This is a genomic window from Raoultibacter massiliensis (genome assembly GCF_900199545.1).
GTDB lineage: Bacteria > Actinomycetota > Coriobacteriia > Coriobacteriales > Eggerthellaceae > Raoultibacter > Raoultibacter massiliensis.
Genome location: NZ_LT962671.1, coordinates 2,359,550 through 2,373,794 on the forward strand (window position 1 = coordinate 2,359,550; position 14,245 = coordinate 2,373,794).

The following is a 14,245-nucleotide window of genomic DNA, read 5'->3' on the forward strand; positions in this document are numbered from 1 at the left end:
CCCGCCATTCCTCGGCGGGTCCGTTGCGTTCGAAGCATTGCGGGAGCACGCTACGCTCCCACGGCCCGCTCGGCAGCGAACTGCCCGGCTCGACGACCGCCCGTGCAGGCACGGCCGTGGCTCACGCCCGATATGGTAATCGGATAGTCGTCGAAGAAGAAGCTGCCCGAGCAATTGCCCGCAGCCCACAAACCCTCGATCGGCTCTTTTTCGCCATCAAGTACCTGCTGCTCTTCGTTGATCTCAAGTCCCCCAAGGGTGATCAGCAGCGTCGTTCCCGAATGCACGGCGTAAAACGGCGGCTCGGTGATGGAGCTCAAGCATTGCGCGCGCTTCCCGAAATCGGTATCGACGCCCGCCGCACACAGCTCGTTGTAGTGTTCGATCGTAGCCTTTGCCGTTTCCCGATCGATGCCCCCCATCTTCGCAAGCAGCTCGTCGATCGTATCGGCCGAAAGAATCTGGCCTTCCTCGATGAATTGCCGAATCTCTTCGGGATTATGCAGAGGCGATCGGAAATCCTTGCATACGACCATGCCCATAGCAGGGCCATCGACTTCCCACTTCGCATCCCAGATAACCCATTTCATATGCCGTGGCTGCGCGTTGTGTGCGCGGCACACGTAAGCGTAGGGCATATCTTCATTGCAGAAACGCTCACCGAAATCGTTGAGATAAAGCCAAGGCTGGCGCGTCAACGGTATGGACGGCATATGCTCGAGCCCTTCGACGCCCTCATCGAAATACATCGGGCAATGCGGCGCGGGATCGATCGAAGCCCCCACCCACGCTCCCATGCGAATGCCATCGCCGGTATTGTGCGCAGGCGTTGTTATGTTGTAAATATCCTCCTCGTGGTTGGGAATGAACGCATCCATCATCTCGGAATCAGCCCCGTAGCCACCTGCTGCAAGCACCACGCTTTTCGCATCGATTTGGATATGCTTCGACCCATCTTTGTATATGACGCCGGTCACAGGGCCGCCGTCTTCGCGAACAAGTCGCTCCGCCTCGACGTTGAACCGAATTTCCACACCGAGCTCGTCGGCGTACGCCGTGAAGGCCTTCGCCCAGCCGATGGCGAACGGAGGCTCGTAGCCCGCTTCACTGCCTTCGGCGATAAGCTCGTCGGTCGGGACGATTTGGAACGCATCAGTGGCAAAGTGCTCGTACCAAGCGTCGGGAATTACCTGCATCTCTTCGGGCATCGGTGCGATCGCGATGCCGTGATCGGATAACATACCCGCAGCCCAGTCGAGTGCTTCGGCCGAATGGTCGACCCACGCCTTCACCACACGGTAGTCTCCCCGATGTCCACCCCAGCGAAGCACTTCCTGCAGCACGTCCTCTCTGCGTGCCGTCAGATCGATTCCCGCCTCCTTCTGAAGCGCACCGCCGATAGCCCCGTAGTCGATGCCGCGGAAGTTTGCGATTCCCGTCTTTTCGAGAACGAGCACTTTCGCGCCCTTTTCTGCCGCAGAACACGCTGCCGAAAGCCCCGCCATGCCTGCGCCGACAACGACGACGTCCGCTGTTTCCGTGCCGTCTATGCTCTCGATCGCCTCGGGGTCCTCCTCCCAAGTATAGGTCTTGCCCCCCGATTTCGCGTCGGCCGTCGCCTGCGATTCCTGCGGCGCGCAACCCGCAAGCCCAGCACCCGCCGCTGCTGCCACCGATACGACACCCAGGCCGAGAAAATTCCTTCTGCTCAAATTCATTGCGTGCTTTTTCATGGTTCCCTCCAATCACGTGCTTACATCCACGCGCCGAGTATGCAGCCCCGCCCCGTCGTCCGCTATCGGTGCAAAGTGCGTATTCGCAGGAAAACGTATCGGTAAAAAGCAACGATTGACCGAAAAAACCCGCTGTGCGACCATGAACCAGCGGGAGGTGTGCTGATGATCGCCACATGGTGGGACAATCTGAAGGAAAGCTGCGATATGCGCATGATGGCAGGCACTGCCGCTGCGGTCTGCTGGCTGTTGCTGCTTGCCGTATCGCCGGTGTTCTCATCGGCGCCGACTCTCATTGCGCAGGGCCTTTCGTGGCGCATCGCAGCGGTCGCCTTCAGTGCGGCACTGTTCGCAGCAGCGCTGATCGCGTCGACCCGCCACTCGGCATTCGGCAGCAAAGGAGCTTCTGCCGTTCCCCCCGCTACCGGAGCCGCATCGTTTCTCGGCGTCATGTTGCATCGGTTCGCCGAGGGCGACATCATCGACGTCTTTGCCGCCGCGCTGGTTGCGCTCGGCGTTGTCGGCCTCTGCCTTGGATGGGCCTCCCCGTTTTCCGCAATCAGGCTCAGGAAGCGCGTCGTCGCGTCCGCCGCAGGAGCGATCAGCGGATGCATTCTCTACCTTGCGATCGTCGCAATGCCGCAGCCGTTCGCCCTGCTTGTCGGCTCCTGCCTTCCGATTGCATCGGCGACATGCTGGCTGGCGCTTGGAGAAAGCGCACGCAAGGCGTCCGACGAGGAGAATGCTTTCCCCGCGTGCTCCGCAACGCCCCACACCCCGACAAGCGCGCCCGATAAACACACGATCCTGCACCCTTTCGGAAGAAAGCTTTCTGCCGCAATCGCCCTATACGGCATGCTGTTCGTCCTCGCTGGCCACGTGCTCCCCGAAACGGAATCGGCATGGGTCTCGTCGATCGTGCCCGGGATCATCAACGTGGCGGCGTTTTTGCTCGTCGAAATCATTCTGACGGCTTACATGGTCAAGCGAATCCACCGGGAGAACCCCGTCGTCGCATACAGGCCCGCTACCATCCTCGTCGCCACCGCCTTTCTGCTGCTGCCATTCTCGACCGCCGAGCTCTCGATTGTCTGCATGGCAATCGCGTTTGCGGGGTTCGGGAGCTTCATGGTGTTTTTCTGGATCGTCATGGGCAACGTCGCGCAGAAGTACCGCCTTCCCTATCCGCGGGTGTTCTCGCAGGGGTTTCTCACGCTCTTGGCGGGCATCGGCGCAGGAGAGATCGCCTCTTGGCTGTTAGTCGCGATACATCAACCTGGATTCGATTATGTGGCAACTCTGAGCATCGTTTCGCTCTTCCTGCTTGTTGCCATGGTGTGGCAGATGTCCGACGGCGCGCAGTTCGCCAACGAGACCAAGGAAATGGGAGGCGAATTTTTCGAACGGGATTGCCCCGAAGACAACGCGGCCGAATCCCCCAATCTCGAATCCGTCGCGGAAGCCTATCGGCTCTCTCCCCGCGAAACCGAAGTGCTCGCGCTGCTCGTCAAGGGGCGCAGCATTCCCTATATCTGCGACGAGCTGTTCATCGCCAAAAGCACCGCCCAAACCCACGTTCGGCATATCTACGCGAAGATGGAGATCACAGAGGGACGCCAGGAGCTCATCGACAGAATCGAGGCGGGATCACCCGAAGCGCCCGCATGAGGCAAGCGACCATCCAATCGTCAGTTTGAAAGCCTTCCGCAACCGCCGCACTCTCCCGAGGCATCGAAGGCAGAGAGATCGGCGGCACCACAAGGGTCTTCGGCGATTTCCCAGCAAACGCTCGCAATGGCAAGCCGTCCGTCTTCGGCTCGAAGTACGCGGCCTCGATCCAGCGTCCAAACCCACAAACCGTCCTTGCGCGGCATACGGTAGCGCGTCTCGTAGGACAGGCCCTCGTAGTAGGTCGGACCGATATCCTCCATCACCTGCGCCAAATCATCGGGATGGATGGTGTTGGCGACCAACCCGTCGATAGCATCGACGAACTCGTCGAACGATTCATAGCCAAGCATGGAAACCAAATGGTGGTTTGCGTAGAAGAGAGGGAAGCCCTCTTCGCAATAGCCGCCGATCAAACCGCACGGCACCGATTGCGCAAACAGATGGGAGGCGATGCTGCGATACTCCTCGGCCAGGGAATCGATCTTCCCTTTCGTCGTCGCCACGTTCAATACGCTGTCGAGCACCGCTCGAGACGACAGCAGAGCTTCTTCTTGGCGCTTCTGTTCCGTCACGTCGGAAATGCCCGCATAGAAGATGCGCCTGCCGCCTTCGCGCTTGAGAAAGTACGCCTTGAGGTGAAACCAGCCGAGCTCTCCCGAAAGCCGATATCTCCTGAACGTAGCTTCGGCGCCTGCTATGGGATGGTTCTCGGCACGATCGAACATCGCTAGAACCTTCGGCAGATCGTCGGGATGCAGCATGCGGTATATCCATGTTTGGCGTTCGCCCAGATCGGTGGGGTTGCATCCCGTCACTTGATAGTATCCGTTGTTTACCTGCAAAAGCTCGAAATGATCGTCGTACACGCCATAAACCGCCATGCCGCCGAGCAGGTTCTCGAGAATGGAGCGGCTCGCCACTCCCCCGTCCTGCACCAAATCGGCCAGGTCGATGTCATCCACAACGCGAGAGATCATGCCACGACGGTCGATGAGGTCTTCGTTCGAAAGAAGCTTTTCGAAATCGTCTTGGGGCATCGGCCGGTAGAAGTAATAGCCCTGCACGTAATCGCAACCTATGCGTCGCAGGAATTCGACCTGCTCTTCGGTTTCAACGCCTTCGGCTATCACGGGCATATCCATCAACCGAGCCATGCCGGCTACCGCCTCGAGGATGCCCTCGCTGCGATTATCGTCGTCGAAATCGCTTCGCAGCAAGCCCATATCGATCTTAAGCGTGTCAACGCCTATGTTCTTGAGCATGTTGAGCGAAGAGTACCCCGACCCGAAATCATCCATAAGCACCGTGAAGCCCCTGAGCTGAAGATCGTTCACCAGGCGGGATACGCTTTCGTCTTCAGCGTAGGCGCTTTCGGTGATTTCGATCTCCAGAAGGCTTCTGTCGATGCCGTGCTTTTCCACTATTCTCTCGAACTCATCCACGATGTCTATCGCGCGCACATCGGCGCGCGACACGTTGACCGAGGCGGGAACCGGATGCAGCCCGCGCTCGATCCAGTCGGCCAGCGCATGCGCCGTCGCATCCCAAACGTAGCGGTCAAGGTATACGATGAAACCGGTTTTCTCGAGAAAAGGAACGAATTCGCCGGGAGCAACCAGCCCTTTTTCAGGATGGTTCCAGCGAACCAAGATCTCGAACCCGACGATCCTGCCCGTTCTGATATTGCATTGCGGCTGCGCATAGAGAACGAACTCGCGCGCATCGAGAGCCCGCTGTATTTCGGCAAGCATTTTGGGTTCTTGCTCGAGCTCGAGGCCCATGCTTCGATCGTACCAGGCAATCCTGCGCGCGTAGGTTCCCTTGACCGTGTTCATGGCAATCATAGCCCGATCGCAAAGGGCGCTTACCGGCACGGCGGGATCGTCGATCATGCATACGCCTATGGCGGGGAAAAAGCTTACCTGCATCTCATGATCGGGCGCAATGGTTCCGATCGCGGCTTCAAGATCGCCTTCGCGCGAGGCACCTGCGGGCAGCAAAGCGACGAAGTCGTCAGACCCGAAATAGCCGACGAGACCGCCATACCGCTCGCAAAACGTCGACAGCCGTTCGGCGAGCACCCGCAACATACGATCGCCCACCTCCCGACCGTACCAATCGTTGAGCACTTTGAAGTGCTCGATATCGATATAAGCCACCTCGAACGCCCGCGCGCTATCGGTTTTCGAGAGCATACCCTCAACCCTGTCGAGAAAAGACCGAGCGCCCCACAAGCCGGTCACGGCATCGCGCTCGCAATCAAGCGCGGCGCCTGCGTTGCTTTCGAGCCGAGCGGCCCCGCGTTCCTTGCGTTTCTGCACGTCGGTGATGAAGCACATGATCGATGCGCAATCGGAATAGCGTCCGTCAACAAGCGGGACGATGGTGTACGAGACCCAATTCCACGCACCGCTCGTCAAACGCATGCGAAATTCTTCGCCGGCGATCTTTTCGCCTCGCTCGAACACGCGCTCGAGGCTCTCGCGACTCCATAAGGAGCGATATCGCTCCCGATCATCTTCATGGATCATCGAGAGGGTCGATTCGAACACCGATCGGTCGAACGTCCCAGCCATATCCGACATGAGATACTTTCCCGATTCATGGTACAAGACGCGGTAGGTCGCCTGCTTCAAATCGACTTCGATCAGCTCGTCATAGACCGAATTGTCATCGAGCTCGAGGAAAAGGTTCTTGCTCGATCCGTCGATGCTCCTGCTCGCAACGAGCATGCACGGCCCATGACCCGGCCACTCGACATCAACGCAAGTAGCTTCGAACCAGCAACGCATGCGATGGTTGAAAAGGACGCTGCGGCCAAGCCGCTCCTCGATCCCCTCTCCCCAGGGACAATCGGAGCACGGCATCTCTTCGCCCCGAACGACCTCGTAGCAGCGATCGCCAAGCTTCGCCGACGGCATGGCCTCCAGCATGTCTTGATCAAGGTAAACAAGCCGATGATGGCTGTCGATTACATACGTGCTCCACCGCCGCCGGGTGCCGGTAGTTGAGTTTTCGGCCATTCTTCGCCTTTCGCCCACGTGCCTTGCATTTCGTTAGTCGCCATGCTCGCTTTTCGCGGGGCCCGATCATAGCAACATAACCTCAGAGAAGCGCCGCATGGGCATCTGACGATGCAATCGCAAACGGAGGTTAACCATAAGTGTATCACTAATCGATATTTCGAGATACCGATCGTCCGGGCAAACCCGCGCACACGAGAACCTATGGCGGCGGCAGCCGAGCGTCTGCCTGCAACCTATTCGGCAAAGGATCGCAAGGCATTACGGCAGCCGACAGAAAAGCCCGACCGCGTGCGGCCGGGCTTTTACACGAAAGAAAGCCGTCCGAGCAGACTACGCGAAAATGAACGCCGCGAGGAAGGCAAGCGATGCAACCCACATAAGAGGCTTCACGTCCTTCGCCTTGCCCTGAACGATTTTGATAATGCAGTACGAAATGAACCCGAAGCCGATGCCGTTGGCTATCGAGTACGTGAACGGGATGCCGATGATCGTGACGAAGGCGGGAAACGCCGAAGAGATATCCGACCAATCGATCTCGCCGATCTCGGTCATCATGAGGTAACCCACAACGACGAGCGCGCCGCACGTCGCCGAACCGCTCACCATGCCGATGACGGGAGCAAGAAACGCGCACACGGCAAAGGCAACGCCGATGACGATGTTCGACAGGCCGGTACGCGCACCCGCCGCCGCACCGGAAACCGATTCCACGAACGAGGTGATGGAGCTCGCGCCCACGAAACCACCGACGGCGGCGGCAGCCGAGTCGACCGTGAGGATCGGCTTGATATCTTCGACGTCGCCCTTCTTGTCGACGAAGTTCGCGCGGCTGCCGACAGCGACAACCGTGCCCATCGTGTCGAAGAAGTCGCTCATGAGCAGACTGAACACGAACAGCAGCAAGATGGGCTGCATGAACACTTCGATGATGCCCATCATGCCGTTCGGCGTCGTCTGGAACGGCGCCGCAAACGCAGAGAAATCAGGGACGAACGTGAAGTCCGTGATCGGCGGCGTCACACCCAGGGGAATGCCCACGATGGTGGCGACCACGATGGAAATGAGCAGGCCCGCCTTGAACTTGAGCGCCGTAAACACGACAGCCACGATGATGGAGACAACCGCGACGATTGCCGCAGGGCTCGTCAGATCGCCGAGAACGATGAGCGTCGACGCGTCATCGGCCACGATGCCGCCGCCTTTCAGACCGATGAACGCGATGAACAGACCAATGCCGATGCCGATCGCGCGGCGAAGGGAAACGGGAATCGCATCCATCACCGCTTGCCGGAGGCCGCATAGCACCAAGACGAGAATGAGCACGCCTTCGAGGAAAATAACGCCCATGGCCACACGCCAATCGACCCCGAGCCCGAGGCACAGCGAATAGGCTACGATCGCGTTGATCCCCATGCCTGAAGCGAGCGCGATGGGCCGGTTGGCGAACAGGCCCATCGCGACCGTCATGACAGCTGCACCGAAGCACGTTGCGGTCAGTGCAGCGTTGAACGGGATTCCCGCCTCCGCCATCATCGCCGGGTTCACCGCAATGATGTACGACATGGCAAGAAACGTCGTCAAGCCGCCGATGATCTCGGTGGAAACCGAGCTGCCGCGCTCCGATATCTTGAAAAACTTATCCATACCCCGCATCAAACCCCCAATCCTTGCCCCGCCCGCTTCGACGGGGATGAGACAACAATAGGAGCATGATATCACCGAAAGCAGCGTTTTGCGTATATAAGCAGTAAGGTAATCGTCCAAGATGATTGCCGCCTTCCGCAAAAGGCGGCAATCAACCCCCTGTCAGAAGCACTCGCCGTCAAAAGCGCTTGCCGTTTATGCGCCTGCGCGCAACGGCCAGAGCGACCAGTCCCAGCGCAGCTAACGCGCTTGCAGTCGCGAGCGACAGCGGATCGCCCGCCTTGGCGAGCGGTGCCGGTGCCTTCGAGCCTCCGCCATCGCCGGGCACGACATCGTTGCTCGCATCGCGCGGCACGGTGATCGCCTTCACGCACACGTTGGTCACCGAACTGCGATCGCCCGCTCTCGCCAGGTCGCGCCCGTAGCCCGCAGGGTTCTCCCACGACAATCCGTCGGCCGACACCAGGCTCACCTCAGGCTCGCCCTCGGCGCCGAAGCCCATGAAATCGGGCTGCCTTCCCACCGATTCGGGATCGGGCGTATACGCTTCGACGGCGATCGGATACGCGAAGCTCGTATTCTCGAGCTTCACCACGACCGAGAACGCATCACCCGCACGTAAGGCAACGGGTTCGGCCAGGTCGACCGTCGCGTAACCTGGGTTCTTCCTCGTTCCCGACGTTGTCGACACGAGCTCGCCCGAGGTCGGATCGCCCGCATCGGTCACACCGCGATAGACCTCGATCGTATAAGCGGTGTTGCGACCCGTCGTGCACAGCTGCACGGAGCGAAGCGTCTCGTCGCGCTCGCTCGCGAACGCGTTGGCGGCATAGCCTGTTGTCGAGCCGTCAACCGAAAGGGAATTCAGCCATCCCGCCGCATCGTAGTCGTATATCTTCTCGCTCGAATCGGCAGGCTTGCCTGAAAGCGCCGCCTCGATCTCGAGGGACTCGTCTTCGTACGAGATCCAGTAGTAGCCCGCCTCGCCGTCGTCGGTCCCCCACGAGTTCTTGACAAGCCATGCACCGTCGTCATCGGGTCGCATGTAGGCGTTAAAGTTGTAGCGCGAAAAATCGTCGTCCCAGCCGACAATGGCAATGTAATGGTTCTCGGTGAACGCACCCTGGGACCTATCGGCATACCAGCTGGAATGATCCCAATTGTAATTCATACCCCTATCCGAGCAGAACGCAGCCGTCACCGGCCCGTTTTCGGCAATTTCCTCCTTCACTGCACGTTCGAGGTCGGCTTCGCTCGGTTGCTCCCAATACGACGCGGCGCCGGCGGCGAAGAACGACGCGTCTGTCAGCCGGACGTCGCTTGCATAACGCAGCGACTCGCTGATTTCGGGGTTCGCCCAATCGGTCACGCCTTCTTCCGCCACAACCGCACCCTTGCCGTGCGCCAAACTGCCCGCTATGCGGAAGGGTGTCGTGCCCGCACCGTACGGGGTGGTCACAGGAGCCGTAGGTGCCACGCCGAACGATTCGCGCTCCTCGTCTCCCACATAGGCGAAGTACGCCGCATGGAAGGGCGATAGGCCTTGCGCGACGAGCTCGTCCGAGGCGGCTCCGTCGTAGACGAGCGAGATCTCAAGCGATGCCATGGAAGCGAATGGCCCGCACAGGTCGGACTGCCCTTGATCGCGCACCGGCGTCGTCAGGCCCTTCTCGCGCGGGTCGAACGACGAAGCGTCGGCGGGGTTTTCGGGCTCCTCGCCGCCGTCGGTGGCGAACGCCTTGATGCACACGTTGCCGAAACGATCCGGGTTTACCTCCTGCAGATCGACCCATTGGGCCTTGCCCTGGCCCCCTACACCGACCGCCCCCACGAAGCTCTCGCCGAAAGACCCGTACACCTCGTCATCGGGACCGACCATCTCCACGGAAAGATAATTCCCCTCGGTCGAATCCTCCGGCGACGTGCCGAACCACTTCATCACGACGCTGAACTTCTCGCCTGCGGCAACCTGCGCGGGCTGGTCGAGATCGAAGGTGTACCACCCCAAAGAAGGCACGCTTTCCTGCTGCGAGCTTACAAGCGTTCCGCTTTCGGGATCGCTCGCGTCGGAGAGGTTCGTGTACACCTTGATGTCGAGCGTCGTATCGAAGCCCTTCACCCAAGCGCCCACCGCATCGATCGTCTGGGAGCGCGTAGCGGTGAACACGTTCGCCCCCATGACATCATGCCCCATCCCCGGGATATAGCTGGCCTCTATGGCATCGTACTGGTACGTCTCATCGTATGGGAGATCGTCGCTTTCCGCCTCGTCGGGGATCAGCGACGTCGGCTGGGCGATCGTCTTCTCGCAGTACGAGAAGTAGAAGATGCCCTCGTCGCCCATGATGGCCGTTTTGTCGCTACTTTCGCTCTTGACGCGAGCGCCCCACGAGTTCTTGACGATCCACGCGCCGTCCATTATGGGAACGATGTAGTCCTCGCCGTCTGCGCCTTCCTGAACCGTCGCGATATCGGAGTCGTAATCGCGGTTCTGCCCGGTGTCATCGTCGAGAAGCGGCGTGGCGAAGTTCCAGCGCGAGTACGTGTTGTCCCACCCGACGATCGTGACCGCATGGTTCGGCACCGCGATGCCGCGATCCTCTACGTCGGTGTCGGCATCGTAGACCCAGTAGTTCGGAGAGATCTGGATAACGGTATCGTCTGCAGGATCAGCCTCGTTCGCAACGGAAGCCTCGGCCGCAAGGGGCTCGACGTCCGCTTCGCCCGCCTCTTCTTCGGCGGCTTGCTTTAGCGCTTCGGAAGCTTCGCCTTGGTCGGCCCCTTCCGTGCCGCCAGCCGCCCCATCCGCAGTCGGAGCGGCTACGGGCTGATGGTGGTACGGACCATCTATGGGGTTCCCATCGGCGTAGTACAGCATCGATACAGCACCGTTGTCGTAGACCGCCTGCTTGGTTTTCTCCATGGCCGCGACCGAGGAGACTTCGTCGAAATCGCGGCCGACGATATTTCCGCCTACGACCTCGATCGGCGCGATCTCGGGATACACCTCGCAACGGTCGAGGCGAACGCGCGAAAGACTGTAGCTTCGCACCGCCGAATCGGCCATGGCTAAGGCGCAGCCCTCAAGCTCGCCCGCCGTGGCAGGGGTAAGGAAGGGCACGTCCGACTCGTTCGACAGCCCGCGACCCGCCGCGAGCGTTGCGGCAGCCGAATACGAGTTCCCAGCGGTATCGAAGCCGTACGGTTCTTCGTAATCTGGGGCTACCCGATGGTCGTTGCCCGACGTTTCCAGCTCGTCGCCGTCGAGCGTGTTGCCCTCGCGCTCGCCGTTGAACGTGCCGAACACCAGGTGGGCTTCCGACCAGTCGACCTCGTTACCACCCGCAGACGCGATGCCCTGCTGCACCAGACGCGCCGACTCGAGCGCGGCGATCGATGCGAACGACCAGCACGAACCCGTCTTTCCCTGATCTTTGATCGAGGTATAGGGAGCCGTGTATTTCTCCGGAAGGACGGAAAGCGTCTGGATACCCTGCTGCTCCGCCGAAGACGAGCCGGCGTACAGCTTGAAGCCGTCGTCGGTAACGATCGCGTGCTCTTCGTTGTATGCGATGGCGTTCGCCGCGATCTCGTCGAAAAGCCGCACCGCCGCTTCGTGTGCCACCCCGTCGCCCGAAGTGCTTTCTTGGGGGTTCGCCACAGCGGCTGCGGGCAAGAGCGTTACCGCGAGCAACCCCGCGAGCAGCGTACGGCCTGCTGCGCCCACCCATTTCGTTCGCATCGTCATACTTCGCCTTTCGATCGGATACGGTGCCAGATTGCATAGGGCTTCAATGTAGCAAATCGGCTGCAACGAATATGCAACAGGCTTGGCGATCCGCTGACGAACGGCGGTCGGGTTTCGAGACTCGGGCTGCGCCTCCCTTCGCCTTGGAAGAGCCGCTTCGCCCCGCAAGCGAGCAGAGCCGAACGAGGGAAAGGGGCGCGCACGCCCCGTACCCGACCGAGTTTTGGACGCGAACCTTCGGCTAGCGCAGCGCACGCCTCCGCGCAACGACGAGCGCAACCAGTGCCAGCACGGCCAAAGCGCCCGCAGTCGCAAGCGGCAGCGGATCGCCCGCTTTCGCAAGCGGGCTCGTCGGCGACCCCGCTTCGCCGTTCGCATCGTTCGGATCGAGCGGCACCGCGTCGGCGGGGCCCTCGGGGCCTTCGGGGTTCTCGGGATCCCCGGGCTCTTCTTCGCTTTCCGTAGCGAACGCCTTGATGCACACGTTGCTGTGCACAGGATCGGCAAGCAGCTGGCAATCGACCCATTCGACATCCCCTTGATCAGGGGGGACGATCGTACCGAAAAAGCTTTCGCCGCCATGGAGGTACACCGTGTTGCTATCCGTATTCTCCATGGGAACGTAGCTGTACGAAGAACCGCCGTCCGACGGCGGGGCATTCCATGACGCCACCACGCTGAACGTCTCGCCTTCGGAAACCGAGGCCGGCTGATCGAGATCGACGGTGTACCACCCGAAAGAAGGCACGTGCTCCCGCTGGGAGCTCACGAGCGTCCCGCTTTCCGGATCGCTCGCGTCGGAGAGGTTCGTGTACACCCTGATGTCGAGCGTCGTATCGCACTCCGTCACCCATACGCCGAGCGCATCGATCGACTGGGATCCCGTGGCGGTGAACACGTTCGCGCCCAGTATCTCGAAGGGGTCGTCGAAGATGGTCGAAGCGGTCGAGGCGTCGTACTGGTACGTCTCGTCGTATGGGAGATCGCCGCTTGCCGCCTCGTCGGGGACCATCGTCGTCGGCTGGGCGATCGTCTTCTCGCAGTACGAAAGGTAGAAGATGCCCTTGTCGCCCTGAAGCACCGTCACGCCAGAGTCGCTGTCCTCGGTGCCCCACGAGTTCTTGACAACCCACGCGCCGTCCATCGTGGGAACGATGTAGTCCTCGCCGTCTTTACCGGTTGCGACCTCGGCGATCTCGGGATCGTAAGCGCGGTTCTGCCCGGTGGCATCGTCGATAAGCGGCGTGGCGAAGTTCCAGCGCGAGTACGTGTTGTCCCACCCGACGATCGCGATCACGTGGTCCACCATGACGGCGCCGCGACCTGCAACGTCGACATCGGCGTCGTACACCCAATAGTTCGGCGAAAGCTGCAGGACGATGTCGTTCGCAGCGGTACCGCTCGCGGCGTCGGTCTGCGAGACGGAGGCCGCTTCGACCTCGGGACCCTCGCCCGCCTCGGCGCCTTCCGCGCCATCCCCAGTTTCAGCGGAGGTAGCGTCGACTTCGGAGCCTTCGCCCGCCTCGGCCACGGTCGCCTGAGGCTCCACGTACTCATGGTAGTAAGGACTGAACAGATCCGTCTCGGAGTGGTACAGGGCCGTTATTGCGCCGTACTCGTAGATAGCCTGCTTGATTTCGCCCATGGCGGCCACGTCGAGATCGCGGTCGACGCCGCTTCCGGTCCCGTCCCCGAAATCTATGAAGGGCGCGACCTCGGGATGCATCACCGAACGATCGAGGCGCACACGGGAAAGGCCGTAGTTTCCCACCGCCGATTCGGCCATGGCGAAAGCGCAGTCGGCGAACTCGTCATCCGTATCAGGGGTGAGGAAGGGCGCATCCGACTCGTTCGCCAGCCCGCGGCCCGCAGCGAGCGCGGCGGCAGCCATGTTCGAATTGCCGGCGGTATCGAAGCCGTAATACGGGTCTTGGACACTTTGATGGTCGTTGCCCGACGTTTCCAGCTCGTCGCCGTCGAGCGTGTTGCCCTCGCGCTCGCCGTTGAACGTGCCGAACACCAGGTGGGCTTCCGACCAGTCGACCTCGTTACCACCCGCAGACGCGATGCCCTGCTGCACCAGGCGGGCCGACTCGAGCGCGGCGATCGATGCGAACGACCAGCACGAGCCCGTCGTTCCCTGGTTCTTGATCGAGGTGTAGGGAGCCGTGTATTTCTCCGGAAGGACGGAGAGCGCCCGCGCGCTGCCCGCTTCCGCCGACGGCGAGCCGAGGTACAACTCGAAGCCGTCTTCGGTAACATACGTGCGCTCGGCGTTGCGCGCAGCGGACTTCGCTGCGATCTCGTTGATGATCTGGATAGCGGCCTCGTGCTCCGCATTGTCGCCCGAAGCGTCGGTTCGGGGGCTTGCCATGGCGGCCGCGGGCAAGAGCGCCGTCGCGAGCAGCCCCGCGAGCAGCGTG

General features: G+C 60.9%; 6 protein-coding genes. 1 reads left to right on the forward strand and 5 read right to left on the reverse strand.

The window, feature by feature from the left end:
* Nucleotides 1-50 precede the first annotated feature (50 nt).
* Nucleotides 51-1,733, reverse strand: a complete 1,683-nt coding sequence (locus C1719_RS14340; protein ID WP_102375726.1) for an FAD-dependent oxidoreductase — start codon at nucleotides 1,731-1,733, stop codon at nucleotides 51-53.
* 165 nt (nucleotides 1,734-1,898) lie between these two features.
* Between C1719_RS14340 and C1719_RS14345 the strand changes: the two genes are divergently transcribed.
* Complete coding sequence (locus C1719_RS14345) at nucleotides 1,899-3,401, forward strand: response regulator transcription factor (RefSeq protein WP_146007913.1); 1,503 nt, start codon at nucleotides 1,899-1,901, stop codon at nucleotides 3,399-3,401.
* A 20-nt stretch (nucleotides 3,402-3,421) separates the two neighbouring features.
* Here the strand turns inward: C1719_RS14345 and C1719_RS14350 are convergent, their stop codons facing one another.
* From C1719_RS14350 to C1719_RS14365, 4 genes are all read right to left on the reverse strand, one after another.
* Complete coding sequence (locus C1719_RS14350; protein WP_102375728.1) at nucleotides 3,422-6,427, reverse strand: EAL domain-containing protein; 3,006 nt, start codon at nucleotides 6,425-6,427, stop codon at nucleotides 3,422-3,424.
* A 333-nt stretch (nucleotides 6,428-6,760) separates the two neighbouring features.
* Nucleotides 6,761-8,074 (reverse strand): NCS2 family permease, encoded by a 1,314-nt coding sequence (locus C1719_RS14355; RefSeq protein ID WP_102375729.1) that lies wholly within the window; start codon nucleotides 8,072-8,074, stop codon nucleotides 6,761-6,763.
* A 178-nt stretch (nucleotides 8,075-8,252) separates the two neighbouring features.
* Complete coding sequence (locus C1719_RS14360) at nucleotides 8,253-11,822, reverse strand: lectin like domain-containing protein (RefSeq protein ID WP_180963638.1); 3,570 nt, start codon at nucleotides 11,820-11,822, stop codon at nucleotides 8,253-8,255.
* Between the two features lie 241 nt (nucleotides 11,823-12,063).
* Nucleotides 12,064-14,245, reverse strand: a 2,182-nt coding sequence (locus C1719_RS14365; RefSeq protein WP_245874556.1) for a lectin like domain-containing protein, incomplete at its 5' end; no start/stop codon positions are given.